This is a genomic window from Morganella psychrotolerans, from assembly GCF_001676155.1.
Taxonomy (GTDB): Bacteria; Pseudomonadota; Gammaproteobacteria; order Enterobacterales; family Enterobacteriaceae; genus Morganella; species Morganella psychrotolerans.
In genome coordinates, this window is sequence record NZ_LZEW01000030.1 from 19,568 (window position 1) to 43,921 (window position 24,354).

General features: G+C 49.6%; 22 protein-coding genes. 15 read left to right on the forward strand and 7 right to left on the reverse strand.

The window, feature by feature from the left end:
- The first annotated feature begins 9 nt into the window (after positions 1–9).
- The 3 genes from AYY16_RS15200 (at position 10) to AYY16_RS15205 (ending at position 2,679) form a co-directional block, all read left to right on the forward strand.
- Entirely contained in the window at positions 10–1,215 is a 1,206-nt protein-coding gene (locus tag AYY16_RS15200; protein ID WP_067368448.1) for a BaiN/RdsA family NAD(P)/FAD-dependent oxidoreductase, read from the forward strand.
- 533 nt (positions 1,216–1,748) lie between these two features.
- Entirely contained in the window at positions 1,749–1,871 is a 123-nt protein-coding gene (locus AYY16_RS21475) for a hypothetical protein (protein WP_263317266.1), read from the forward strand.
- 109 nt (positions 1,872–1,980) lie between these two features.
- Positions 1,981–2,679 carry a pirin family protein gene (locus AYY16_RS15205; protein ID WP_067368451.1) on the forward strand — a complete coding sequence of 233 codons (699 nt, stop codon included), beginning with the start codon at positions 1,981–1,983 and terminating at the stop codon, positions 2,677–2,679.
- A gap of 67 nt (positions 2,680–2,746) precedes the next feature.
- Here AYY16_RS15205 and pckA read toward each other — a convergent pair whose 3' ends face one another.
- The 4 genes from pckA to AYY16_RS15225 all read right to left on the reverse strand — a co-directional run bounded on the left by pckA (position 2,747) and on the right by AYY16_RS15225 (position 8,090).
- Positions 2,747–4,366 carry a phosphoenolpyruvate carboxykinase (ATP) gene (pckA, locus tag AYY16_RS15210; RefSeq protein ID WP_067368454.1) on the reverse strand — a complete coding sequence of 540 codons (1,620 nt, stop codon included), beginning with the start codon at positions 4,364–4,366 and terminating at the stop codon, positions 2,747–2,749.
- A gap of 202 nt (positions 4,367–4,568) precedes the next feature.
- Positions 4,569–5,459: an Hsp33 family molecular chaperone HslO gene (gene hslO / locus AYY16_RS15215; protein WP_067368457.1), complete on the reverse strand. Its 891-nt coding sequence runs from the start codon at positions 5,457–5,459 to the stop codon at positions 4,569–4,571.
- Positions 5,460–5,484: 25 nt separating this feature from the next.
- Positions 5,485–5,892, reverse strand: coding sequence for a ribosome-associated heat shock protein Hsp15 (gene hslR / locus AYY16_RS15220; protein ID WP_067368460.1), 408 nt, complete (start codon positions 5,890–5,892; stop codon positions 5,485–5,487).
- 77 nt (positions 5,893–5,969) lie between these two features.
- Positions 5,970–8,090, reverse strand: coding sequence for an IgaA/UmoB family intracellular growth attenuator (locus AYY16_RS15225; RefSeq protein ID WP_067368464.1), 2,121 nt, complete (start codon positions 8,088–8,090; stop codon positions 5,970–5,972).
- Positions 8,091–8,522: 432 nt separating this feature from the next.
- On the opposite strand from AYY16_RS15225, the gene nudE reads away from it, so the two are divergent.
- Positions 8,523–9,077 (forward strand): ADP compounds hydrolase NudE, encoded by a 555-nt coding sequence (nudE, locus tag AYY16_RS15230; RefSeq protein ID WP_067368467.1) that lies wholly within the window; start codon positions 8,523–8,525, stop codon positions 9,075–9,077.
- Positions 9,078–9,368: 291 nt separating this feature from the next.
- Here nudE and mrcA read toward each other — a convergent pair whose 3' ends face one another.
- Positions 9,369–11,894, reverse strand: a complete 2,526-nt coding sequence (gene mrcA / locus AYY16_RS15235) for a peptidoglycan glycosyltransferase/peptidoglycan DD-transpeptidase MrcA (RefSeq protein ID WP_082970769.1) — start codon at positions 11,892–11,894, stop codon at positions 9,369–9,371.
- Between the two features lie 152 nt (positions 11,895–12,046).
- Between mrcA and AYY16_RS15240 the strand changes: the two genes are divergently transcribed.
- The 11 genes from AYY16_RS15240 (at position 12,047) to trpS (ending at position 21,816) form a co-directional block, all read left to right on the forward strand.
- On the forward strand, positions 12,047–12,856 hold the full coding sequence (locus tag AYY16_RS15240; protein WP_150385015.1) for a hypothetical protein: 810 nt from the start codon (positions 12,047–12,049) through the stop codon (positions 12,854–12,856).
- Complete coding sequence (locus AYY16_RS15245; RefSeq protein WP_067368475.1) at positions 12,853–13,434, forward strand: hypothetical protein; 582 nt, start codon at positions 12,853–12,855, stop codon at positions 13,432–13,434. The genes AYY16_RS15240 and AYY16_RS15245 overlap by 4 nt, the downstream gene beginning before the upstream one ends.
- Positions 13,431–13,967, forward strand: a complete 537-nt coding sequence (locus AYY16_RS15250; protein WP_067368478.1) for a hypothetical protein — start codon at positions 13,431–13,433, stop codon at positions 13,965–13,967. Before AYY16_RS15245 ends, AYY16_RS15250 begins: the two co-directional genes overlap by 4 nt.
- Positions 13,957–15,021 carry a secretin N-terminal domain-containing protein gene (locus tag AYY16_RS15255; RefSeq protein WP_190973107.1) on the forward strand — a complete coding sequence of 355 codons (1,065 nt, stop codon included), beginning with the start codon at positions 13,957–13,959 and terminating at the stop codon, positions 15,019–15,021. Before AYY16_RS15250 ends, AYY16_RS15255 begins: the two co-directional genes overlap by 11 nt.
- A gap of 642 nt (positions 15,022–15,663) precedes the next feature.
- The gene (gene aroK / locus AYY16_RS15260) at positions 15,664–16,188 is read left to right on the forward strand and encodes a shikimate kinase AroK (RefSeq protein ID WP_067368481.1); all 525 of its coding nucleotides are present in this window, start codon (positions 15,664–15,666) and stop codon (positions 16,186–16,188) included.
- Positions 16,189–16,219: 31 nt separating this feature from the next.
- Positions 16,220–17,302 carry a 3-dehydroquinate synthase gene (gene aroB / locus AYY16_RS15265; RefSeq protein WP_067368483.1) on the forward strand — a complete coding sequence of 361 codons (1,083 nt, stop codon included), beginning with the start codon at positions 16,220–16,222 and terminating at the stop codon, positions 17,300–17,302.
- 161 nt (positions 17,303–17,463) lie between these two features.
- Entirely contained in the window at positions 17,464–18,444 is a 981-nt protein-coding gene (locus AYY16_RS15270) for an SPOR domain-containing protein (RefSeq protein WP_067368486.1), read from the forward strand.
- Between the two features lie 88 nt (positions 18,445–18,532).
- Positions 18,533–19,351 (forward strand): adenine-specific DNA-methyltransferase, encoded by an 819-nt coding sequence (gene dam / locus AYY16_RS15275; RefSeq protein WP_067368913.1) that lies wholly within the window; start codon positions 18,533–18,535, stop codon positions 19,349–19,351.
- Between the two features lie 40 nt (positions 19,352–19,391).
- The gene (rpe, locus tag AYY16_RS15280) at positions 19,392–20,066 is read left to right on the forward strand and encodes a ribulose-phosphate 3-epimerase (RefSeq protein WP_067368490.1); all 675 of its coding nucleotides are present in this window, start codon (positions 19,392–19,394) and stop codon (positions 20,064–20,066) included.
- Positions 20,063–20,782 (forward strand): phosphoglycolate phosphatase, encoded by a 720-nt coding sequence (locus AYY16_RS15285; RefSeq protein ID WP_067368493.1) that lies wholly within the window; start codon positions 20,063–20,065, stop codon positions 20,780–20,782. The genes rpe and AYY16_RS15285 overlap by 4 nt, the downstream gene beginning before the upstream one ends.
- Before the next feature lie 2 nt (positions 20,783–20,784).
- Positions 20,785–21,816 (forward strand): tryptophan--tRNA ligase, encoded by a 1,032-nt coding sequence (trpS, locus tag AYY16_RS15290; protein WP_067368495.1) that lies wholly within the window; start codon positions 20,785–20,787, stop codon positions 21,814–21,816.
- A gap of 75 nt (positions 21,817–21,891) precedes the next feature.
- On the opposite strand, the gene AYY16_RS19920 is transcribed toward trpS, so the two are convergent.
- Positions 21,892–22,974 (reverse strand): YadA-like family protein, encoded by a 1,083-nt coding sequence (locus tag AYY16_RS19920; RefSeq protein ID WP_082970770.1) that lies wholly within the window; start codon positions 22,972–22,974, stop codon positions 21,892–21,894.
- 465 nt (positions 22,975–23,439) lie between these two features.
- Positions 23,440–24,327 (reverse strand): 4Fe-4S binding protein, encoded by an 888-nt coding sequence (locus tag AYY16_RS15300; RefSeq protein WP_396673252.1) that lies wholly within the window; start codon positions 24,325–24,327, stop codon positions 23,440–23,442.
- Positions 24,328–24,354 lie beyond the last annotated feature (27 nt).

Consider the following 24,354-nt stretch of genomic DNA (forward strand, 5'->3'; position numbering starts at 1 on the left):
AACATAATTTTGGAAAAGTTTGATGCAATAGTTATCGGCGCAGGTGCTGCCGGATTATTTTGTGCCGCACAGGCAGGGCAGCGCGGCCTGCGTGTGCTGGTTCTCGATAATGGCAAAAAAGCCGGACGAAAAATTCTGATGTCCGGGGGCGGGCGCTGTAATTTTACTAACCTGTATACAGAACCGGCAGCGTATCTGAGTAATAATCCGCATTTTTGTAAGTCAGCGCTTGCCCGCTTTACACAGTGGGATTTTATTGCGCTGGTGCAGAAATATCAGATTGCATATCACGAGAAAACGCTCGGGCAGCTCTTTTGTGATGATTCGGCGCAGCAGATTATTGATTTACTGCTGGCAGAGTGTGAACTGGGTGCGGTGACAGTCAGGTTGCGCAGTGAAGTGACCTCTGTGGAAAAGCAGGGAGAAGAATTTGTTGTTACGGTCAACGGAAAGCTAGTGAGTACACACTCACTTATTGTTGCCTGCGGCGGATTATCTATGCCTGGCCTGGGAGCAACACCGTTTGGTTATCGTCTGGCAGAGCAGTTTGGTCTGCCGGTATTGCCGACCCGCGCGGCATTAGTGCCGTTTACCCTGCATAAGCCCCTGCTGACAGAGCTTCAGGCACTTTCCGGCGTGGCTGTACCTGCAACCGTTACAGCGCAGGACGGAACGCTCTTTGCTGAAAATATTTTATTTACCCATCGCGGGCTGTCAGGTCCTGCCATTCTGCAAATTTCCAGCTATTGGCAAGCCGGCGAGTATGTGAGCATTAACTTACTTCCCGGGGCTGACCTGGCGGAGTTCTTTGCTGTTCAGCGGGAAAAACACCCGAACCTGAGTCTGCGCAATGCGCTGGCAAAACTGTTGCCTAAGCGGCTGGTGGAGTGCTTACAGACAATGGGTGATTTACCGGATGTGGCGCTTAATCAGCTGTCAAAAGCGGCACAGCAGGAAATTACGGATAAATTACAGAACTGGCAGGTACAGCCGAACGGTACAGAGGGCTACCGGACAGCCGAGGTGACGCTGGGCGGTGTTGATACCCTGGCGCTTTCATCAAAAACGATGGAAGCCCGGGACGTTCAGGGTCTGTATTTTATCGGCGAAGTGACAGATGTCACCGGCTGGCTCGGAGGGTATAACTTCCAGTGGGCATGGAGCTCGGCGTGGGCATGTGCGCAGGCGTTGCCGTTTGCCCCGGCTGAGTGCTGAACAGATGAGTAAATCCATAGTAACCCTATGGAATTATTAAATTACGTTAAAATAAACCAACGGATCAGTGGGTTAACAGAAAACGACAGTAATTGCACATGGAACTAAGCAAAAAGTGCTTTACAAATGATACTGATAACCATTATCATTAATCCACTTTCAGATGACCACCTTCAGGGTTCAGATGAAAGAACGACATTGCTCACATTGCTTCCAGTGTTTATTTAGCCGGCCCTGCGCCGGCTTTTTTTTTCCCCCTCTTTCCCCTTATCCATTCGCTCTGCCGCTGTGTTGGCTGCACTCAGGCAGCCGGGTCACATACTAATGTATGCTCCCCGTCTTCCTTCCCTTGCCGCCTTGCTGCAGAACGAATGGCGTCGGGGAAAGTGTGTGTGGGCCAAAACCAGAAAGTATATTTCGTGCTGCAAATCGGATGATTTAGCAGATGAATTTTTTTGGTTTTTACTTTTGATTTTTACAGTGCCGGAGTTCATCCGGGAGTAGCCGGTAAAAAAAGGAAAGCGTAAAGCGCCATGGATGGCGCGATCCGAGCGGACAGGGATGTGTCAGCGTCTTTCCGTTTTACCGGCTATTCCCGCGCCACCGGTGTGAAAACTATGCGCCGTAATCACCGCGCCGTAATCTCCCGCCCTTAATACTCCGTAATACTTATTCAAATTTTTTGGATCCTTACGTTAATCAGCCCTGCTGGTCTATTTCTGTGGCGGACGTAAACTGTTTCTTATCAGATTAAGGAGACAAATTATGATTTATGTACGCTCTGCAAATGAACGCGGTCATGCAACTCACGGCTGGCTTGAAAGCTGGCACACTTTTTCATTCGCTGATTATTATGACCGGGACTTTATGGGGTTTTCCGCGCTGCGGGTGATTAATGAAGATTTTATTGAAGCAGGCAAAGGGTTCGGCACACATCCGCATAAAGATATGGAGATCCTGACCTATGTCCTGGAAGGGGCGGTTGAGCATCAGGACAGTATGGGAAATAAAGAGCAGGTGCCTGCCGGTGAATTCCAGATAATGAGCGCCGGTACCGGGATCCGCCATTCGGAATATAATCCTGATGATACGACGGCGCTGCATTTATATCAGATTTGGATAATTCCGGAGACTACGGGGCTGGCACCACGCTATGAGCAACGCCGGTTTGATGCTGTAAACGGACGCCAGCTGGTGTTGTCACCGGATGCCCGCGACGGGTCGCTTAAAGTCTTTCAGGATATGACGCTGTGGCGCTGGGCACTGACAGGTGGCGAGGAAGGGTCGTATCAGCCACAGAGCGGGCGGATGATCTGGATCCAGGTAGTGAAAGGTGCGCTGACTATTAATGGTCACACAGCGGTCACCAGTGATGGTGTGGCTATCCGCGATGAAGACCTGCTCAGTCTGCGGGCTACAGAGGACAGTGAAATACTGCTGTTTGACCTGCCTGCTGCGGATTAAAACAGAAAGCCCCGGACTTTTGATCCGGGGCTGCTGTTTTGCTCACACTGCTTTTTTTGTTATTCGGTTATAGCAAAGGCCCTGCGCTGACGAGAGCCTGACCGGTCGGAGTATCGGTATACTTATCAAAGTTATTTATAAACCGTTCCGCCAGATCTTTTGCTTTTTCCTGCCATTGCGCCACGTTATCGTACGTGTTGCGCGGGTCGAGTATATGACTGTCGACGCCCGGCAGCTCATGAGGAATGGCCAGATTAAAGATTGGCAGCGTATGTTTTGCCGCTTTATCAATATCCCCGCTGAGAATGGCGTCTATGATAGCACGCGTGTTCTTAATTGAAATACGTTTTCCTGTACCGTTCCATCCTGTGTTAACCAGGTACGCTTTTGCACCTGCCGCTTTCATGCGTTTCACCAGAACATCGGCGTATTGTGTCGGGTGAAGTGTCAGGAATGCCGCACCGAAACAGGCAGAGAAGGTTGGCGTCGGTTCTGTCACGCCCCGCTCAGTCCCGGCAAGCTTGGCGGTAAATCCGGACAGGAAGTGGTACTGCATCTGTTCCGGGGTCAGTTCCGCGACCGGCGGCAATACACCGAATGCGTCCGCTGTCAGGAAAATCACATTGTTTGCATGTCCTGCTTTTGAAACAGGTTTAACAATATTTTCAATATGATAGATGGGATAAGAAACCCGGGTGTTTTCTGTTTTACTGCCGTCATTAAAATCAACACTGCCATCCGGGCGTACAACTACGTTTTCCAGTAATGCATCCCGGCTGATGGCGTTATAGATATCCGGCTCTGCCTCAGCGGATAAATTAATGGTTTTGGCATAACAGCCGCCTTCAAAGTTAAAGACGCCGTCATCATCCCAGCCATGTTCGTCGTCGCCGATAAGTTTGCGTTTCGGATCAGTGGAAAGCGTGGTCTTTCCTGTGCCGGACAACCCGAAGAAAATAGCCACATCGCCCTTTTCCCCGACATTCGCCGAACAGTGCATTGCTGCAATTCCCTGTAACGGCAGCAAATAATTCATGATGGAGAACATGCCTTTCTTCATTTCTCCGCCGTACCAGGTGCCGCCGATGAGCTGGATGCGCTCCGTCAGGTTAAACGCGACAAAGTTTTCTGAATTCAGTCCTTGTGCCTGCCAGTCCGGATTGGTGCATTTTGCGCCGTTCATGACAATAAAGTCCGGTTCAAAATTATGAAGTTCATCTTCATCCGGGCGGATAAACATGTTTTTCACAAAGTGTGCCTGCCAGGCGACTTCAGTAATAAAACGGACTTTCAGGCGGGTATCTGCATTGGCGCCGCAGAAGGCATCAACAACAAACAGGCGTTTGCCGGATAATTGCGTGGTGATGAGTTTTTTCAGTGAAAACCAGGTTTCCTGCGACAGAGGTTTATTGTCATTCTTACCTTTTCCCTGATCGGCCCACCAGACGGTATCGCGGGTGATGTCATCTCTGACCAGATATTTATCTTTCGGCGAACGACCGGTAAAAATACCGGTATCAACGGCGACTGCGCCGCTGGTGGTGACAACGCCGTGTTCATAACCGGTCAGGCCGGGGTTGGTTTCTTCGTCGAAGAGTAAATCATAACTCGGATTGTAGATTACCTGCGTGGCATCAGTAATGCCGTATTGCTCCAGTTCGTTTACAGCCATCGTTTTTGCGCTCATCCAAAGCCTCCTGGTCATCGAATTATCTTCTGATATCATAATTGTTTACGACTGGTTAACAGCGATAGCTATCAAATAAATGAAAATCCGGATTTTTTTTGAGCTTATTTTGTGAGCTGACTCGATACCATAAGAAAAATTCAACAAAAAGGCCGCGCCGGGAAAGACCGGCGCGGCCTGGTGTCAGGACAGCTTAAACGAATCAGTGCAGTGATTGTTCTTTCTGATGACGGATATCACGGATATCCTGCTCATTAAAGATATGATGAGTGCCGCAATATTCACACTCCATATCAATATTGCCATCTTCCTGTAAAATATGGGTAACATCTTCTTCCGGCAGGGTCACCAGGGTGTCTGCGCAGCGTTCACGGGAACAGCCGCAATGAAAGCTTATGGCAGCCGGTTCGTAGAGCATAACCTCTTCTTCATGATAGAGGCGGTACAGGATCGTTTCTGTATCCAGCGTGAACAGCTCATCAGAGGAAATAGTCGCCGTGAGTTGCATCAGGTGGCTGAATATAGTCTGCGTCTCTTCTGGTGTCCGGACTTCGGCTGATGCAGGCAGTGCTTGTAACAGCATCCCGGCGGCCTGTAATTTCCCGTCATGCTCTGCCACACGGACAAACAGGCTGGTCGGCAACTGTTCTGACTGGCGGAAATAGTTATCCAGGCAGGCTTCGAGCGTTTCACTTTCCAGAGCAACAATACCCTGATAACGCTCACCTTTTTTCGGGGTTATGGTGATGACCATAACGCCTTTGCCGATAAGTTCATGCAAACCTGCTCCGGCAGGAATATCGCTGTTCATCCGGGCAACACCGCGCATCTGCTGGTTGTCGTTGCCGTTAATGACTGCCAGATGTACCGGGCCATCCCCCTGAATCTGAACAGTAATATCCCCTTCAAATTTGAGTGTGGCCGTCAGCAGGCTGGTACAAACCAGCAGTTCGCCCAGCAAATGCCGGACAGGCTCAGGATAATTATGATCGCCTAAAATCTGCTGCAATGTATCAGAAGCAAAAACCAGTTCTCCCCGGATGTCACTTTTATCGAACAGGAAGCGGTGTAATGTGTCGTGTCGTACAGACATAATTTTCTCTCATGTTGACCGCAGATCACTCTGCGGTATCTGAATTACTGTGTTTAAATTTCAATAATGTCCGTCGTTCCTTTTTATCAGGACGTCGTTCCGGATGCGGCATGGTCAGGACATTCATTTTACGTGCGAGTGCTGTTTTTTCACGCTTTTCAATACTCTCCGGAGTTTCTTCCCAGAGTTGTTGTGCCAGCGGTGCGCTCAGACGTTTATCAGTTATGCCGAGAATACGGATCGTCCGTTCATCATTTCCCTGACGCAGGACGAGAGTTGCTCCGTTTTCAACCAGTTTTCCGGGCTTGCTGCGCTGCCCGTTATAATGAACCTTTCCGCCGTCAATCATGGTTCTGGCGACTGAGCGGGTTTTGTAAAACCGTGCCGCCCAAAGCCATTTATCAAGGCGGACAGGTGCTGAAGCCTGTTGCATGGTTACTCCGTTACAGATGCACCCTTATTCTTTCAGACTGTATCCTGAATGACGTCGGGTACAGATAGCGCAGGCTGTTACGGCTGCGCTTCAGTCGGAAAATCGTGGCGGAAGCAGCTGTCGTAATAGTTGCGGATGTTCATCATCCGGCGGCGGCGCTGATGAAAGCGGACAATAACATATACACCATTAATGATGGTCAGCAGAGTTAATATCACCAGTAAACTGCAACTGGCGAGAAAACGCGCGAGCATCACATTATCCGGCTGATAATGCAGCAGGATATGGCGGGTGCCGTTCGCATCGACAGATACACCGGTGACAATTCCCTGAACCTCAAAAGGGGTATGCAGCAGCATATCTGACAGCCGTTGCAATGCCCGCCAGTGTTCAAGCGGAGTGATATCACCTGTCCGTTCATTGACCGGGGCATTTTCCACCAGTGACTTGCCTTCATCGCTGATAAGCAGGACGCCTCCCGGCGGCGGGCTGTTCAGCCGCATGGCGGCATTCTCAACTTCTTTGCTTATAGCTGTAGATGTGGTGACGATAACCAGCTTTTCCAAGGCCTCTGCACTGGCAGGACGTAATAAAACATTCGATTGTTCCAGTTTACCGGCCTCTGCGCGGGCTAATAAATTTTCCCAGTTCGGTGAATTACCCAGGTTAACCAGCGCATTTTTCAGGCGTATACAGTCGCTGTTTTCAAATTCACACAGTGCCTGTGTTTTTAAGACCAGCGAGGAGAAATTATCCAGCAGGCTCATTCCTGATTTGGTTATCATATCCCGCAGGCTGTCATTTACCTTGCGGGAACCGGTATCCGGATGCAGCTGGCTGTTAAGTGCGGTAAGCAGAGCCGCTGCCCGTTCAACCTGCTCTGATTCAGGTACCGGAAGCGGTGAGGTGTTATTCCAGTAAATACCGGAGCAGTCAAACGGCAGAAAATAGGGTTTATCCTGTGCGGAAAGATTTGGTGGCATATAACACATCCCCACGCCTTTTGCTTCAAGAAAATCACCTACATAAAGCGGCATATTTTGCAGTTCATTAAAATTTGTCGAGACTTTGGTTTCCGTGCCGGTAAGCCAGTTCAGTGCCAGTTTAACCGGTAAATTGACGGGCTGATTAACCGCAAGCACCAGCAGGGCGACAGCACTGGTCAGAGCAATCAGCAGGTTTTTGCTGTAGCGGTGATACGGGAAGCGGATAGCTTCTTCCTGTAAAGACAGATGTTTGCCCTGACGAACGACCTGCTGATCCTCATACATTTCAATCTGTACGACAGATCCCAGATCATGGTGCAGCCAGGAATCCCAGTGCGGCGGGTAGATAAGATCTATTCCGCCGAGTGAGATGCTGTGTTTCTGGCTGTGATCAAAATCACCGAACAGCCCCCAGCGTTTGGGCGTACCACGATAGCACTGAATATCTTTGAGTTTACGGCGGATGGGCATCCGGATCAGTGTCAGTACGATACCTGACAGTAACAGGCCGCTGCCGAGTACGAGCATCCAGTAAAATAAAAACGGCGGCATAAATACGGAGGTGATCGCCGTCAGCACGCCGCAGATAATCAGAGTGCTGCTGATAAACCCGTGGCTGTGTTGCAGATGATATTCCTGCGGACTTTCTCTGCGGGTGCCGAGGAACTCAATATCAGCACTGCTGTTTTTCAGTATTGCGGCCTGTACCGGTACATCATTATTTTTTGTCATAGGCGTCGCCAGCGGATAATCATCAGTAAATTCACGTAAGTCATGACCATTCAGCCCGGTTATCATTGGTAACTGGCCGGTAAAAACGACATCAATAACATTTTTGTTCTGAATATATTTTTCCAGAACAAGCGGAAGGTAAACTTCATTGCCTTCAATATAATAATGCCATTTCTGCTTACTTTTTCCCGGGACAGCAAAACGGGTGATACTGTTACAGAGACGATAAACGTGATCACTTTTTTCGGGGATAGCCGGTAATACAAAATGCTGCTCATCACTGACCGCCTGCCGGGCAGCATGGGTCAGGTGATATTCAATAGCCTGAATTTCCTCCGGGCCAAGCTGGTGGTGTGTCGGACTTGCAAGCGAAGGTAACACATGACCGGCCCGGTGCCGCTTCCGTCTGTGACTGCCGACGGAAACCATTATAAGACAACTGATCACCAGACCAGCGGCTATAATGACGGTGATATTCATTTTTTCCCCATTGGTAATTGCCTGTGCAGCATAACAGTGAATAACATCGCTGAAAAATCAGCCTTTTCTTATTATGCAAAAAATTATTTTAAATAACAGTCTGTTATAACGGGCTGTTTTTTCTGTTTCCTGCAAATTATTCAGTAGGTTATCGTAATTTGTTCATTACTTACGGTACTTTTCTTTGTTTCAGGAACAGGTAATATGGAGCAGTGCGATGTGTTAATCCGGAGGAATTTACGCCGGTATATACCCTTATTCATTCAAATCGCAGGTTCGTTGGCGGTACTCAGTCAGCCGGGTCACATACTAATGTATGCTCCCCGTCTGCCTTCCCTTGCCGCCTGCCTGTATCTTGAATGACGTTGGGTAGATATTTATTCACAACGCGATATATTAATCCGCGTTTTTACAAAACGCACCGGGGCATACATGACAGCACTACAAAAACCAAAAATTATCCGTACAGACAATATCGCCCAATCCCGTTTGTTCAGTATTCAGTCTGTTGCACTGGAATTCAGTAACGGCGTGGAGCGTGTTTATGAGCGAATGCGTCCGGCTAACCGTGAATCTGTTTTAATCGTTCCGGTTATCGGGAACGAACTCATTTTAATTCAGGAATATGCAGCCGGTATCGAAAAATACGAGCTGGGTTTCCCTAAAGGTGCAATCGATCCCGGCGAGGACATGCTGACTGCGGCTAACCGGGAACTGAAAGAAGAAATCGGTTTTGGTGCGCAGACACTGGCTCCTTTGCGTAAAGTCACGATGTCACCGTCTTATTTTTCGGGGCGGATGAATATTTTGCTAGCCACCGGTTTATATCCCGAGAAACTGGAGGGCGATGAACCTGAGCCACTGGTTCAGATGCGCTGGCCGATCAGCAATATGATGGATTTACTGACACATCCTGATTTTAACGAAGCCCGCAATATTACCGCACTGTTCCTGGCGCAACAATATTTGTCACAGATCGGGGAATGACCTATTTTTAACACAAATAAACGGATTCCAATCATTAAAGAAAGGTATCAATTTGTGTTAAGTGCGGACGATTGAAAAAACAAAGGGCTGCCGGATGGCAGTCCTTTCAGGCCGTTGGCAAACCTGTAAGGTTTGGTGACGACCAAAAGAGGTTGTAAAATAGACCAGGAAAATCAATTTATTGATTTTCGGCTGATAACACAAAGTAGGAAAAACCACGTTTTATCCTGCTTTGTATGCAATTTCAAAGGGCTGCCGGATGGCAGCCCTTTGTTGCAGATCAGTATCTGATCAGAAAAGCTCTTCTGCCGCGCCATCCTGCTGAATAATGGTTGTACCCACTTCAGAGACGCCGTAGTCAGTCGGTTCTGTGCCTTTGATAAAATACTCTGAACGCGAATTACCACCGGAAGCCAGCTTTCCGGTACTGCGGTTAATCTGCACAGAGATAATACCCGGCGGTGGTGGATCTTTACGCTCCGGTACGCCTTCCAGCGCAACTTTCATAAAGTCATTCCAGATTGGCTGAGCACTTTTCGCACCCGCTTCGCCGCGACCCAGATCACGGATATTTTCATCAAAACCAATCCAGACCGCCGCGACGATGTCAGGGCCGTATCCGACAAACCAGGCGTCTTTTGAACTGTTGGTTGTACCGGTTTTACCGCCGAGGTCACGGCGTTTGATATCTCTCATCGCCCGCCAGCCTGTACCACTCCAGCCCGGTTCGCCGTAAATATTTGAATTCATGGCATCTTTGATAAGAAATGCGACATCGGTGCTGACAACGTGCGGGGCATACGGAGAGTCATTTCCCGCCTGCGGTGCTTTTTCCAGATCCACTTCCGGTGCTGCCGGCTGGTCATTTTCCTGTGGCTGATTATCCGATTTTGCCACATCAGTTTCCAGGGCATCACTGTTCATCCGGGTGCTTAAATCGTGAGCGCCTTCACCGTAAATAACCGGAATATTGGTGCATTGCGGACAGGCAATCCGGGGTTTTGCGGTAAACAACATTTTGCCGTCCATGTCGTCAATACGGCTGATAAAGTACGGATCGATAAGGTATCCGCCGTTTGTCATCACCGCATAGCCGCGCACCATCTGCATCGGGGTAAAGGATGAAGAGCCGAGTGCCATCGATTCAGTCCGGACAATATTGCTGTCCGGGAAACCAAAGCGCAGCAGGTAGTCCGCTGCATAGTTCACACCCATTGCCCGCATTGCGCGCACCATAACCACGTTTTTGGATTGTCCGAGTCCCTGACGCAGACGGATAGGACCGTCATAACGCGGCGGGGAGTTCTTGGGACGCCAGTCCGTGCCTGAGCCATCTGCACGGACAATCGGCAGATCATTGAGCAGTGAGGAAAGGGTCAGGCCTTTATCCAGCGCAGCGGTGTACAACAATGGTTTAATACTGGACCCGACCTGGCGCAGAGATTGTGTCACCCGGTTAAATTTGCTCAGTTCAAAATCAAACCCGCCGACCAGCGCGATAATCGCACCGTCTCCCGGATTCAGTGCAACAAAGGCGGAGTTAACATCCGGTAACTGTGACAGTACCCAGCGTTCTTTGCTCTGGCGCACCCAAATCTGTTCGCCGGTGTGGATTACGCCGTTAACCGCGCGTGGGGCAGGACCCATAGCGCGGTCAGAAATAAATTTCCGCGCCCAGCGCATGCCGTCCATGGTTAAATCAATCGTGCTGCCGTCTTTGAGCATCACCTGCGCGCGGGTGGCATCGGCACTGAGAACAACTGCCGGATGCAGCGGACCGTAGACCGGTAATGTTTTCAGTTTACTCAGGATTTGTTCTGTATCCCACGGCGTGGCGTTCTGCTGCCATAACACCTGCTGTGCGCCCCGGTATCCGTGGCGGATATCATAATCAATGATGCCGTTATGTACGGCCGCTTCGGCACTGATCTGATCTTTACGTTTTACGGTGGTGTAGACCTTATAACCGTCGGTATAGGCATTTTCGCCATACTTTTCGATCATTGCCATGCGTGTCATTTCAGCCAGGTACGGCGCGGAAAAATCAATCTCCGGGGCATGGTAACTGGCATTAATCGGCTCACTGCGGGCTTCATCATACTGCGCACGGGTGATGTAATTTTCTTCCAGCATCCGGGTCAGTACAACATTGCGGCGTGCCAGTGCGCGGGATTTTGAATACAGCGGGTTAAATGTGGACGGCGCTTTCGGCAGTCCGGCAATAACGGCTGTTTCGCTCAGTGTCAGCTGGTCGGGGGTTTTGCCGAAATAGACATAGGCGGCAGCACCGACACCATAGGCACGCTGACCGAGGTAAATTTTGTTCAGATAAAGCTCAAGAATTTCATCCTTGGTGAGCAATTGCTCAATGCGGATAGCCAGGAAGGCTTCTTTTACTTTACGGATGACCGTTTTTTCCGGACTGAGGAAGAAGTTACGGGCAAGCTGCTGAGTGATGGTACTGGCGCCCTGGGATGCCCGCCCTGAGGTCATTGCAACAGAGGCAGCACGGAAAATCCCGATAGGATCGATACCATGATGCTCATAAAAACGACTGTCCTCCGTCGCGATGAAGGCTTTTTTCATCAACGGCGGGATCTGGCTGAGAGTCAGCGGAATACGGCGTTTTTCGCCGAACTGTGCGATCAATTCGCCATCGGCGCTATAGACCTGCATAGGTGTCTGTAATTTGACATCTTTCAGTGTTGCCACATCGGGCAAGTCCGGCTCGACATATTTGTACATCCCATATATCGAAGCTGCTCCAAGAAAAATGCAACAGACAACAAAGATCAATAAATACTTTAAGAACTTCACCTGAAAGTTTCCGTTAGCCGTGTGGTGGACAGTTAATAAACAGCGACCCTGTAGTATAAAGGTTCATGCCTTTCTTGAATACGTATTTTATAACTGACGGAAAATAAAGAAGAAATAATCATTTCGTATATCAATAATAAAAGGAATTATTAGTGCGGATAACTTCACGGGTGGCAGGGATCTCCCTTCAGGATGGCGCGATAATGATCGCACTCGGCTATAAATACCGCCATCACTGCTCTTTTGATGACTTTACCACTCTGCGTTTTCCTGACGGAGAACTGGCAGATGGCCGGGTGCAGGATCCTGCTGTGGTGTCGGCAGCACTGACCCGCTGGCGCCGCCGTTTTCGCGGGCGTTTACAGTGGCGCGTGGCACTGCCCGCCCCGTTGTATCTGCAACAACGTATTCGTCTGCCGGAAAGCCGGATGATACAGGCATCGGTTGTTCCGCTGATCGATACATATCTGGCGCGCACCTTTCCGGGGCGCTGTCAGGAACTGATATACGATTACAGTATTTTGCCGGGGGAAATAGTGCTCACCACGGTACACCGCGCTGTCCGTGATATGTGGGCGATGCTGGCGGCAAAAATGGGCGCGCAACTGACGGTACTTGATCTCATTCCCTGCGCGCTGCGCTGTTTTGCACATGCCAGGGGTGTTCCCGCACAGGACTGGCTGTTGTTCAGTCAGGGAGATTCTGTCTGCTGGCAGGCCGGGACACCACATCCGGCACTCAGCGGCCAGGCAGAGCCGGATTTGCCTTCATTATCAGACGCGCTGACATTACAGGGATTTGATAAAGCGCAGGCGTCTTTATGCTGCCTGCATGATACTGCGGTATTACCGGTCGCCTGGCAGCATGAGTGTGAGCAATATAGCGTGACAGAGCCGGATACAGTGCCTCCGGGTTATGCGGCGGCTGCCGGAATGGTATTGCGCGGGGTGGATAGGCTATGAGCGGATATTATGTCAATCTGACTGCGTGGCGTGTCCGGTTACGCCGGAAAATCTGTCGCGGGATAGCTATCCGGCTTATTTTTACGTGCGGCATTATGTTATCCGGTTTGATGATGTTCTGCTTACAAACCGGGAAACATGAAGCGCATCTGGGCGTGATGGAAATGGCAGAAGCGGCGCGTGAAACCCGCTGGCAGCCCCGGCTGATTGCGTTGGCGCAGGATATTGCCACACAGCAGCAGGCGGAAGACGTACAGCGCCGCCGGGCGCGTGCCGGACGGGAAAACCTCCGGTATCGTGAACTGCTTCATTTTCTTCAGCAGCAACTCCCGGCAGACGCCTGGCTGGTGCGCTATCAGGCAGAGCAGCAGAAGGAGGAAACAGAAAATACGGTGCGGCATGTTCTGGCGGTAAAACGCTATCAGGTGATCGCGGCAACCCATCCTTTATTACACCACTCGCCGCCGGGGTTGCTGCCGCTCAGGCTGACCCGTCTGCATCATCATAAAGCGGCGCGTGTCCGGCAATTCACGCTGGTGACCGATGCCGGTGACAGGCATGCAAAGGCAGCACCATGAACACGGACGCATTATGGCGCTGTTTACAGTATCGCAGCATGCAATGGGCAATTGCAGTGATGGTCTGTCTGCTGACGGGCGGCACACTCTGGTATTTTTATCTGCTTCCGGCATTCAGTGACATAGAAGTGCGGCATCAGCAGTTGCAGAGACTCACCCGGCAGACAGAAATATTTCTCCCGGAGATTGAACATACATCCGGCTCTGCGGCACCGGCGTTACTTGCCCTGCTGCCGGAAACGGCACTGCCGATGCTGGCAGGCTGGCAGCAGGAGCCACAGGATGCCCCCTCGCGCTGGATACTGACCTTTGAGGCAAATTATCCGGCACTGGCCGGTTTACTGGATACGCTGACCGCGCAACTGACGGAGCTGAACATCACCCGGCTGTCACTGCATCCGGTCACCACCGGCTCTCAGACATCTCCTCCGTTATTACAGATGACCCTGCACCTGGCATTACCCGGGGCGGAGAGCCGGTCAGTATCTGAGACTGATTTACCGGATATTAATAAGGAAGAGCATGACAACTAAAAGACAGGGATGGTTAGCCGGGCTGATTATAGGAGGCTATGTCCTGACGGGGGCCGCGGCACACAGTGAGATGCACCCGAGAGATCTCTTTCTGCCGGCGGAGATAAGCGCACAACAGGCTGCGGTGATGATCCCGCCGGTTTTATCTGTGGTCGCGGCGGATACAGCGGAGAACAGGCAGAGCCGCACATTCACATTGCAGCACGCCGATGCGGCTTCGGTTTTGGAAACGCTCCGCCATCATCATGGCGCGCTGTTTAGTGAGGGCGATGTATTGCAGGCTGATCCGCTGACGAATTCCCTCTTTATAGATGCGGGGGCGCAGATACTGACGCGTACAGAAGCCTGGCTGACACTGATGGATAAACCACAGCAGCAGGTACAGATAACCGCACACATTGTGTCCGGCTCCCGCGAGGCGTTGCATGAACTGGGACTGCAATGGGGGACGGTGCTGCCATCGCCGGATAAAGGAAACCGGCTGCAATTACATCAGGCGCGGGGCAATAACACCTTTACCTTTAATATTGCCCGTATCAGCGGACATTTGCTGGAGATGGAGCTCACCGCACTGGAGCAGGAGCAGCAACTGGATATCGTCGCCAGCCCGCGACTGACCACGGCGCATGAACACCCTGCCAGCATTAAACAGGGCTCGGAAATTCCGTATACCACACAGAGCCATGAGTCCGGCTCACAGGTTCAGTTTCGTGAAGCGGTGCTGGGAATGGAGGTCACGCCGCAAATTTTACGGGAAAACAAAGTCCGTCTGACGTTGCATATCAGCCGCAATGCCCCCGGAGTTGCACTGGTGCAGAACGGCAGTGAGCAATACGCAATTGATAAACAGGAAATTACAACGCAGGTGGTTGTACGTAACGGAGAGACACTGATCCTCGGCGGAATTTTTCAGCAGGACAGGGGAAAGCAAGTCACCGGAGTACCGTATTTGTCTGCAATCCCACTGATGGGAAAGCTTTTTACTCACCAATACGATAAACTCAGCCGCCGTGAATTGGTGATTTTCATTACACCACAACTGATTGATATTTAGTAACTGCAAAAATATCAGTCTGTTATATAATTATTTGCGGGAATTATCCGCAGGATAAAGTATTTTTTTATCGATTCTGCGGTGTTATACATTTGACGACTGCAACGATTTAGCATACAAGAGTTACCTAATTTAGTAGGTATGAAATCCTTGTTGCATCAAAACATGCTGTTAATCCGTTGACGGATAACGCCCTAATTTATCAGACTACGCCTTATATCTCTGCGCGGCTCCCGTTATCAGAAGGATCCACAGAAATATAAGGCGCGGTTTTTTACAGGCGTTATGATAGTATGTGCAGATGTTCAGAGGCCGGATTGCGACAGGCATCACACAGCAGTACCTGAGATACTTTTCTGATTTTATACTCAGGTATATACCCAACGCCATTCAAGATTCAGGCAGGCGGCAAAGGAAAACAGATGGGGAGCATGCATCAGTATGTGACCCAGCTGGTTGAGTACCGCCAACGAACCTGTAGTTTGAATGGATAAGGGTATGGTTGCAGTCAGGCAGAATATGCGCAGATAGTTTCAGGCTAATCTCACATATTCACTCACGAGGTTTCATTTGAGGTTCCGCCGCTGATCGGGTGAGCGGGGCGGGTTATCATTAACGAATATTCTTAGTTATACCAAAAACATGGCAGAGAAACGCAATATCTTTCTTGTCGGCCCGATGGGTGCCGGCAAAAGTACTATTGGTCGTCAGCTGGCTCAGCAATTAAATATGGAATTTTTTGATTCCGACCAGGAAATTGAACATCGCACCGGTGCTGATGTGGGCTGGGTATTTGATGTCGAAGGTGAAGAAGGTTTTCGCCTGCGTGAAGAAAAAATCATCAATGAACTGACTGAAAAACAAGGTATCGTACTGGCTACCGGCGGAGGTTCCGTCAAGTCACGGGAAACCCGCAACCGCCTTTCAGCGCGGGGTGTGGTTGTCTACCTTGAGACCAATATTGAAAAACAACTGGCCCGTACACAGCGTGATAAAAAGCGCCCGTTGTTACAGGTTGATGAGCCGGTCCGGGAAGTTCTGGTCAAACTGGCAGAAGAGCGTAATCCGTTGTACGAAGAGATCGCGGATATCACTATCCATACCGATGATCAGAGTGCAAAAGTGGTTGCAAATCAAATCATTGAGCTGTTAGAAACCAACAGCTGATTTTACATTACCGGCAACATGCGGAGGTGCCATGGAAAATGTGACAGTGACATTAGGTGAGCGTGCTTATTCAGTTTCGATTGCTCCCGGTCTCTTTTCCCTTCCCGGCACCTTTGCGCCGCTGACCTCCGGTCAGCGTGCAATGATTGTCACAAACACCACCCTTGCCCCGCTGTATCTCACGACTCTCACCGAAAACCTTCAGCGCGAAGGCATTCTGGTGGATTCGGTGATCCTGCCGGATGGCGAAAAGTACAAGTCCCTGACAACCCTTGATCTGATTTTTACTGCATTGCTTGAGCATAATCACGGGCGTGATACCACGCTGATTGCGCTGGGCGGCGGAGTAATTGGTGATCTGACCGGGTTTGCGGCCGCAAGTTATCAGCGCGGTGTCCGTTTTATTCAGGTACCAACGACATTATTATCCCAGGTGGATTCCTCTGTCGGGGGTAAAACCGGCGTAAATCACCCGCTGGGTAAAAATATGATCGGCGCATTCTGGCAGCCGGCGAAAGTGGTGGTTGATCTTGACTGCCTGAAAACGCTGCCGCGTCGTGAGCTGGCTTCCGGGCTGGCAGAAGTTATCAAATACGGCATTATTCTGGATAACGAATTCTTTGTCTGGCTGGAAGAGAATATCGACCGTCTGCTGGCACTTGAGCCGCAGGCGATGTCATATTGTATCCGCCGCTGCTGTGAGCTGAAAGCTGAGGTTGTGGCGGCAGATGAAAAAGAAACCAGCGGGCTGCGTGCTTTGCTGAATCTGGGACACACCTACGGGCACGCTATTGAAGCCGAAATGGGCTACGGTGTCTGGTTACATGGTGAAGCGGTTGCCGCAGGGATGGTGATGGCCGCCCGCACTGCTGAATTACTGGGTGTATTCCGCCCGCAAGAGACATCCAGGGTAATTGCATTGCTGCAACGCACCGGATTACCGGTTCGCGGACCTGAATCCATGACGGCGGACATGTATCTTCCGCACATGATGCGGGATAAAAAAGTGCAGGGCGGTAAATTGCACCTGATTATTCCGACCTCGCTCGGACAGTCGGTTGTTCGTGCGGACATTACGCATGAAACCGTTCTGGCTGCTATTCAGTCAGTGTAACGCGGGTCAGTCCGGCAGAATGTTTTTTTATATCTGTCTCGCTGAGTGTCCGGAAAATGGTTACACTACGCATTATGACGCACCATGATGACGTACTTAGTGCGGGTCAGTTCTCTTCTGTTATATCTAAAGACAAGTTTCTGCTCTGATGGGAGGGCAAAATGGACGGCTTTAAACCCGAAAAGCAAGAACCACAAATTTTCAGCGAGCCGGATGACGAAGTGATCCGTCCGGATGCTTCAGACCGGCCCGATCGCCCGGAGCGCCGCACTACACGTCCGCGCCCGCAGCAATCCCGCCCTAAATTTGCCGTATCCCGCCAGCAGATGATGATTGGCGTGGCGGTTGTGGTATTGGTGCTGCTGATTATTGCGATCAGTTCTGCATTAAAATCACCGGCAGAACCGGAAGCACCGCAACAGTCGCAAAGCGGCGAGCGCCAGATAAACCTGGGCAGCTACAATAACAGCGACAGCAATAATAATGATGGCGGAGCAACGACGTTACAGCCGTCTCAGCCGGTCACGACACAAGCCGGACAGAGCGGGGTAAATTTACCTGCCATCAATAATCTGCCGACTCAGGCTCAGCCGTCACAGACGACCGGCACCGGTCAGCGTGTGGATATCCCGGGTGATATTAATGATGCGCTGAATCAGGGCACTACCCAGAGCGGCGTTAATAATGCTGCACAGCAGAACATGAATAATCTGCCGCCGGTAACCAATATCCAGCCTTCTGCACCGGCAGAACCGAAAAAACCGGTTCAGGTGAAACCGCAGCCGGTGAAAACAACAACCGCTCAGCCGGTTAAGCCGCGTGAAGCAAGCAAACCGGTTACCGCAGCACCGGCAAAAAACAGTCAGGCGATTGCGAAAGCGGCTGCCGGCGGTTACACCCTGCAACTGAGCGGGGCGAGCCGTGCAGATACGCTGAAAGCCTTTGCACAAAAGCACAGTTTGTCGAATTATCAGGTATATGAAACGTCACGTAACGGAAAGTCGTGGTTTGTCCTGGTTTACGGTAACTTCCCGACTGTCGGGGATGCAAAACGGGAAGTTGAGCGTCTGCCTGCTGAAATTCAGGGGAAAAAACCGTGGGTCAGAAAGATGCAGGATGTGCATCAGGACATGAAAAAATAAACACGAATTCCGTCAGGTGCTGATTGACTGTCTGAAACAGAGCAGGATCGGCGGCTCTGGCCTTTTTTGAGCAATGATTACAGGCAGCATGAAAAAACAACGCGCATTTTTAAAATGGGCTGGCGGAAAATATCCTCTGGCAGATGAGATAAAACGGCATCTGCCGGAAGGAAATTGCCTGATAGAGCCTTTTGTCGGCGCGGGTTCTGTTTTTCTGAACACGGATTATCCGCACTATGTACTGGCGGATATCAACAGTGACCTTATCCATCTGTACAATATGGTGAAATTGCGGACTCAGGAATTTATCGATGAGTCCCGCAAGCTGTTCACACCCGAATTTAATGATGAAATTCAGTATTATGCCATGCGGGAACGGTTCAATCTGAGCACGGACCCTTTCGAGCGCAGTGTCCTGTTTCTGTATCTTAACCGCCATTGTTATAACGGATTGTGCCGGTATAATTTAAAAGGGCGTTTTAATGTGCCCTTCGGGCGCTATCGCAAGCCGTATTTCCCGGAAGCGGAATTACTGTGGTTTGCTGAAAAATCCCTGAAAGCGACGTTTGTGTGCCAGTCCTATGTGACCAGCATGGAAGAGTCCCGTCCCGGCGACACGGTATATTGTGATCCGCCTTATGCGCCGTTATCACTGACCGCCAATTTTACTGCTTATCACAGCAGCGGATTCGGATTCCCGGAGCAGGTAAACCTGGCGCAGCTGGCAGAAATGCTCTCATCCGATCGCAACATTCCGGTATTGATTTCGAATCACGATACCCCCCTGACCCGGGAGTGGTATCATCAGGCACAGCTGCATATCGTCAAAGTGCGGCGCACTATCAGCCGCAACACACTTAATCGCGAAAAAGTGAGTGAATTACTGGCGCTCTTTCGCGGACAGTGAGCCGTTGAACCCGGCGGCGTCTTATTAAGAGGAAACAGGAATGAAAGAGTTTTTGATTGCTCCGTCCATTTTATCTGCTGACTTTGCCCGCCTGGGGGAAGACACCGCAAAAGTACTCGCTGCGGGCGGCGATGTGGTTCACTTTGATGTTATGGATAACCACTATGTCCCGAACCTGACCATCGGTCCGATGGTGTGTAAGGCCCTGCGTGACTATGGTATTACTGCTCCGATTGACGTGCATCTGATGGTGAAGCCTGTTGATCGTATTGTGCCGGATTTTGCCAAAGCAGGTGCTACCTACATTTCATTCCACGCGGAAGCGAGCGAGCATGTTGATCGCACTATCCAGCTTATCCGCGAATGCGGTTGTAAACCGGGATTGGTTTTCAACCCGGCGACACCGCTCAGCTATCTCGATTATGTTATTGATAAACTGGATATGATCCTGCTGATGTCAGTAAACCCGGGTTTTGGCGGTCAGTCATTTATCCCGGAAACACTGAACAAAGTTGCCGAAGTCCGCCGCCGCATTGATGCCAGCGGGCGTGATATCCGCCTGGAAGTGGATGGCGGTGTGAACACACATAATATTGCCGCGATCGCACAAGCCGGTGCTGATATGTTTGTTGCCGGATCGGCGATTTTCAGTCAGCCGGATTACAAAACCGTTATTGATGATATGCGTAAAGAATTAACAAAGGTTTCAGCATGACAGATAAGACAGCAGTACCGCAATTTACAGGAATTAAAGCCGTTGCATTTGATCTCGACGGCACATTGGTCGACAGTATTCACGGCCTGGCTGATGCAACAGACAGCGCACTGAGTGAGCTGGGTTACCCGCAGGCCGGAAAAGAAAATGTCACGGTCTGGATTGGTAACGGCGTTGATATTTTATTAGAGCGCGCGCTGACGTGGGCAACAGGCTCCGCACCGGATGCCGCACTGCACGCAAAATGCCGTCAGTTATTTGATAAATATTATGCTGATGCCGTTAAAACCGGCAGCCCGCTGTTTGCAAATGTGAAACCGACATTGCAGGCGCTGGCTGACGCGGGGATGGATCTGGCGATTGTCACCAATAAACCGACTCCGTTTATTGCACCACTGCTGGCAGAATTAGGCATTACTGACTTCTTCTCCGTTGTATTGGGCGGCGATGATGTGAAAAATAAAAAACCGCATCCGTCACCGCTTTATCTGACACTGGGTGAGTTCGGGCTGCGCAGGGAAGAGATGTTATTTGTCGGGGATTCCCGTAATGACATCCTCGCGGCTCAGGCGGCAGAGTGCCCGAGTGTGGGTCTGACATACGGCTATAACTACGGCATTCCTATTGCTGACAGTCATCCGGACTGTGTATTGTCTGACTTTGCAGGCTTACTGCCCGCACTCGGACTGTCTCCGTTAACTCATCAGGAAGGATAATCATGAGCGGAACCGCTGCTACAAAAAATCAGAAACCCGTTGTTTTCAGCGGAGCACAGCCTTCCGGTGAGCTGACTATCGGTAACTACATGGGCGCGCTGCGCCAGTGGGTTAAGATGCAGGATGATTACGACTGCATTTACTGCATCGTTGATCAGCATGCCATTACTGTCCGCCAGGATCCGGTTGAGCTGCGCAAACGCACGCTGGACACCTTATCCCTGTATATGGCCTGTGGTCTGGAACCGGAAAAAAATACCCTGTTTGTTCAGTCACATGTGCCACAACATGCACAATTAGGCTGGGCGCTGAACTGCTATACCTATTTCGGCGAACTCAGCCGTATGACGCAGTTTAAAGATAAATCTGCCCGTCATGCAGAGAATATCAACGCCGGGCTGTTTGACTATCCGGTTCTGATGGCGGCAGATATTCTGCTGTATCAGACCAACCAGGTGCCGGTCGGGATCGACCAGAAACAGCATCTGGAGCTGAGCCGTGATATCGCGCAGCGCTTTAATGCCATTTATGGTGATGTGTTTGTTGTTCCGGATCCGTTTATTCCCTCCGGTGGTTCCCGTGTGATGGCGTTACAGGATCCGACGAAAAAAATGTCGAAATCCGATGATAACCGCAACAACCTGATCGCTCTGCTGGAAGATCCTAAAGCGGCTGCGAAGAAAATCAAACGCGCCATGACTGACTCCGAAGAGCCGCCTCGTGTGATTTATGATTTAGCCAATAAACCGGGCGTATCAAACCTGCTGGATATTCTCTCCGGTGTCACCGGCAAGCCGGTTACCGCACTGGAAGCAGAATTTGAAGGGCAGATGTACGGTCACCTGAAAGGCGCGGTGGCTGATGCCGTTTCCGGTATGCTGACGACATTACAGACCCGTTATCATGAAATCCGTAATGATGATGTGTTACTGAACCGTGTGATGAAAGAGGGTGCTGAGAAAGCCTCGGCACGCGCACAGGTAACACTGGATAACGTGTATGACGCTATTGGTTTTGTCCGTCGTCCGCTGTAGTATCTGTGATGACGAGTCCTGAATAATAAAAAAGCGCCAATCGGCGCTTTTTTATGGACTATTACTTTTTAAAACTCAGAATCCGACGGCAATACCGGCACCATAAACGGCGCTGTCTTCATTATTCCAGCTGACTGAGCTGCGGATATTAACATTACCATCAATACTGTACTGACCACCAAACGCGACAGCATTTCCGTTGCGGTAATTTCCTGCACCCAATCCCATACTGAATGTCTTGTCACTGATATACGGAATATTAGCCATCGCGGCAACAGATGCAATACCGGCATTTGCACGGTCAGAGTTTTTATCAAGCTGCCTTTCAACAGAGCTGAATTTATTATCCATCCGGGTTTCAAGCTCACTAACTCTGTTATTTGTATAATGATTGCTGGTGTTGATCGCGCTTACTCTGGAATTATCAATTGTTGTGTTGATATTACTGACTTTTTTATCAGTATAGGTATTGCTTGTGGTGATGGCTTCAGATTTAGCGCTATCAATAGTCGCACTGACTTTAGTGACCTGTTTATCAGTATACGTTTTGCTTGTGCTGACAGCCTCAGACTTAGCGTCAGCGGTCTGTTTATCAGTATACGTCTTGCTTGTGCTGACAGCCTCAGATTTAGCGTCAGCGGCCTGTTTATCAGTATACGTCTTGCTTGTGGTGACAGCCTCAGACTTAGCGTCAGCGGCCTGTTTATCAGAATATGTGTTGCTTGTGGTGATAGCCTCAGACTTAGCGTCAGCAGCCTGTTTATCAGTATAGGTATTGCTTTGTGTTACAGCATCTGTTTTTGCGCTATCGATGTCATGCCCGATGGTAACGGCCTTCATATCCGCATAACCTGTACTTATTTGAATTGCGTTAAGTTGAGCTTTATTAATTGTTGCGCCCAGATCACGGGTTTTATCAGTGATTGTTTTATCTGTATAACTGTTACTTTCTGAAATAGCTGTATTTTTAGCTTTATTAATATCTGCCCCAATCATAGTGTTGCTTGAACTTATCTTACTATCAGTATAGTTGTTGCTTCTTCTTATAGCATCGTCTTTTGCTGCTTGTATTTTATTATCTGTTTCATCAGCAGAAAAAACAGACGGTGATATTATTGATAATAATAATATTACTAATGATTTATTAATAGTTTTCATGCAGGTTTTCTCGGTAATTTAAATTAGAAACACACCGTCAGCTTTTATGTCGGATATTGTGCCTATATCAGATTTATTTTTTTTTATAAAGACAGTGTAAGTAGTCAGGTTTGTCAGATATGGTAGGTATTGCGATATATTATATAGCCACCAAGTATATTTTCAATTTAATTTTATTAACATGTCTTCCGGTACATTTAAATTAACATACGTCTATAATGGATGAGTAATAAGCGTAATATACTGTTTGTTATAAGGTAATTCCACTTTAGTCTAAAATTGAGTATACAGAAAAGAGTGGTAAACTCAATTTATTATCAAGCATTTAGCGTTAATAAGCATGTTTCATGTCAGTCTTATTATGATTTAATACAAAAGAGCGAAATTGTATTTTTTATGACAGATTATAGATAATCAATGTATCTTATTATGACGATAGTTAAAATTAAAGTAATGGCATTGAGGTCACAACCAGCCTTTTTCTTTACGGGACTGACATATCGGGCACAATATTTGTTCCGGTTTCCAACTCATAAAAGGCAGATGGCAGCTTTTACAGTGCGCATCAAAATACGGATAGTGAACCGGTAAACTATTTTTCTCTGCCTGTGGCACCACATCAATCGCTTTCGGGAAACAGACATCCCTGCAACTCATACAGCCGCTGCATTTGGTTTTATCCACGGTAAACTGATTGTTTTCAATCAGGATAGCCCCTTCCTGACACACGGCCGCGCAGGCGGAACATAAAATACAGTTTTCAGTATCCGGACGGACATCAAACCAACTGTCGTCAGGCCAGAGTTTTTTGCGCTCATTCAGCCCGGTTTTTGCCCGTCCCCGGTTTAGTTCTGCGGCGCCCGCTTTCTGACGAAACAAGGCAAAGCGTTTTCCGGTATCTATTTGCGCAGGTGGCGCGATGGTCAGTTGCCAGACCGGCTCCTGCAAGGCTTTCAGGCGAAGATTCAGTTCAGCCAGTACCGGCAGCCAGCTATCCACTTGCGGTTCAGTAATCTGCATGCCGCGGATATGATATTGGCGGTGCCAGACCAGCAGTTCCTCAACCCGCGCAGGGGCTTCTTTCTGATTGATAACCAGTTGTGCATTGTCGTTAAACAGGCGTTCGCGCACAGGAATATTTTCAATGGCATCCGACGGGCAGACAAACAGGCAGTTTCCGCACTGAAAACAGCGCTCATTATCGATCCGGATATCAAGATACCCGAATGAGATGGCATCTGCGGGGCAGTGTGCCGCACAGTTGTCACAGGTGCTGTTTTTGAGTTTCTTCCTGACGCAGCGATTGTTCACTGCCGGTGCACTGATACTGTCGCCACTCATCAGGTATTTTATTGCGCTGCGCCTGATAACTATCCCCTC

What these genes read in the sequence shown, in the direction of transcription:
- trpS (WP_067368495.1), top strand. Translation starts at nt 20,785, where the DNA reads ATGAGCGGAACCGCTGCTACAAAAAATCAGAAACCCGTTGTTTTCAGC.
- dam (WP_067368913.1), top strand. Translation starts at nt 18,533, where the DNA reads ATGAAAAAACAACGCGCATTTTTAAAATGGGCTGGCGGAAAATATCCT.
- AYY16_RS21475 (WP_263317266.1), top strand. Translation starts at nt 1,749, where the DNA reads ATGGATGGCGCGATCCGAGCGGACAGGGATGTGTCAGCGTCTTTCCGT.
- AYY16_RS15270 (WP_067368486.1), top strand. Translation starts at nt 17,464, where the DNA reads ATGGACGGCTTTAAACCCGAAAAGCAAGAACCACAAATTTTCAGCGAG.
- aroB (WP_067368483.1), top strand. Translation starts at nt 16,220, where the DNA reads ATGGAAAATGTGACAGTGACATTAGGTGAGCGTGCTTATTCAGTTTCG.
- AYY16_RS19920 (WP_082970770.1), bottom strand. Translation starts at nt 22,974, where the DNA reads ATGAAAACTATTAATAAATCATTAGTAATATTATTATTATCAATAATA.
- hslR (WP_067368460.1), bottom strand. Translation starts at nt 5,892, where the DNA reads ATGCAACAGGCTTCAGCACCTGTCCGCCTTGATAAATGGCTTTGGGCG.
- AYY16_RS15245 (WP_067368475.1), top strand. Translation starts at nt 12,853, where the DNA reads ATGAGCGGATATTATGTCAATCTGACTGCGTGGCGTGTCCGGTTACGC.
- aroK (WP_067368481.1), top strand. Translation starts at nt 15,664, where the DNA reads ATGGCAGAGAAACGCAATATCTTTCTTGTCGGCCCGATGGGTGCCGGC.
- nudE (WP_067368467.1), top strand. Translation starts at nt 8,523, where the DNA reads ATGACAGCACTACAAAAACCAAAAATTATCCGTACAGACAATATCGCC.
- AYY16_RS15205 (WP_067368451.1), top strand. Translation starts at nt 1,981, where the DNA reads ATGATTTATGTACGCTCTGCAAATGAACGCGGTCATGCAACTCACGGC.
- AYY16_RS15250 (WP_067368478.1), top strand. Translation starts at nt 13,431, where the DNA reads ATGAACACGGACGCATTATGGCGCTGTTTACAGTATCGCAGCATGCAA.
- hslO (WP_067368457.1), bottom strand. Translation starts at nt 5,459, where the DNA reads ATGTCTGTACGACACGACACATTACACCGCTTCCTGTTCGATAAAAGT.
- pckA (WP_067368454.1), bottom strand. Translation starts at nt 4,366, where the DNA reads ATGAGCGCAAAAACGATGGCTGTAAACGAACTGGAGCAATACGGCATT.
- AYY16_RS15255 (WP_190973107.1), top strand. Translation starts at nt 13,957, where the DNA reads ATGACAACTAAAAGACAGGGATGGTTAGCCGGGCTGATTATAGGAGGC.
- AYY16_RS15285 (WP_067368493.1), top strand. Translation starts at nt 20,063, where the DNA reads ATGACAGATAAGACAGCAGTACCGCAATTTACAGGAATTAAAGCCGTT.
- rpe (WP_067368490.1), top strand. Translation starts at nt 19,392, where the DNA reads ATGAAAGAGTTTTTGATTGCTCCGTCCATTTTATCTGCTGACTTTGCC.
- AYY16_RS15225 (WP_067368464.1), bottom strand. Translation starts at nt 8,090, where the DNA reads ATGAATATCACCGTCATTATAGCCGCTGGTCTGGTGATCAGTTGTCTT.